Origin of the sequence: Psychrobacter sp. AOP31-B2-9 (genome assembly GCF_052378005.1) — a bacterium.
Classification (GTDB): domain Bacteria; phylum Pseudomonadota; class Gammaproteobacteria; order Pseudomonadales; family Moraxellaceae; genus Psychrobacter.
The window spans coordinates 1-675 of record NZ_JBQSXG010000317.1; the positions used below are offsets into that span (position 1 = coordinate 1).

1 protein-coding gene is annotated in these 675 nt (G+C 43.7%); it reads right to left on the reverse strand.

Annotation, left to right across the window (positions count from 1 at the left end; translation table 11 throughout):
- Positions 1–39: 39 nt before the first annotated feature.
- A partial coding sequence (locus ACT3SX_RS15420; RefSeq protein ID WP_444761860.1) for an IS3 family transposase occupies positions 40–675 on the reverse strand: 636 nt, incomplete at its 5' end.

The following is a 675-nucleotide window of genomic DNA, read 5'->3' on the forward strand; positions in this document are numbered from 1 at the left end:
TGAACCGCCCCGACTATATCGGAGAGTGATTTACTTGAGTCAGGCAGCAATGCCTGACAGGGTTAAATTATCATAATACCGCTTTTCAAATTCAAAAGGTGACACATATCCAATCGTGCTATGCAGTCGTGTTTTGTTAAACCAGTCCACCCATTCAAGGGTTGCTAATTCAACATCGTTCACGCCATGCCATTGTTCTTTTAGATATTCAATCACCTCAGACTTATAAAGCCCGTTAACTGTCTCAGCCAATGCGTTGTCATAAGAGTCGCCTGTTGTACCAACAGAAGCAATCACTCCAGAGTCCGTCATCTTATCGGTATAGCGAATAGATAAGTACTGAACCCCTCGATCACTGTGATGAATCACATCTTTGGGATAGTTTCTATCTGCTATTGCTTGATTTAACGCCGCCATCACCATATCGGTATTCATGCGATTAGATACTTTCCAGCCAACGATAGCGCGAGCAAACACATCAATAATAAAAGCGGTATACACCCAGCCGCTTGTCGTCTTGATATAGGTAAAATCTGCAACCCATAGTTGGTTAGGACGATGAGCATTAAAGTTACGATTGACTAAGTCATCAGCGCGCTTTTGGTCGTCACGGCTGTTGGTGGTAATCTTGCCTTTGCCACGCCAAACGCCTTGTAGGCCATACTGCTTCATTAA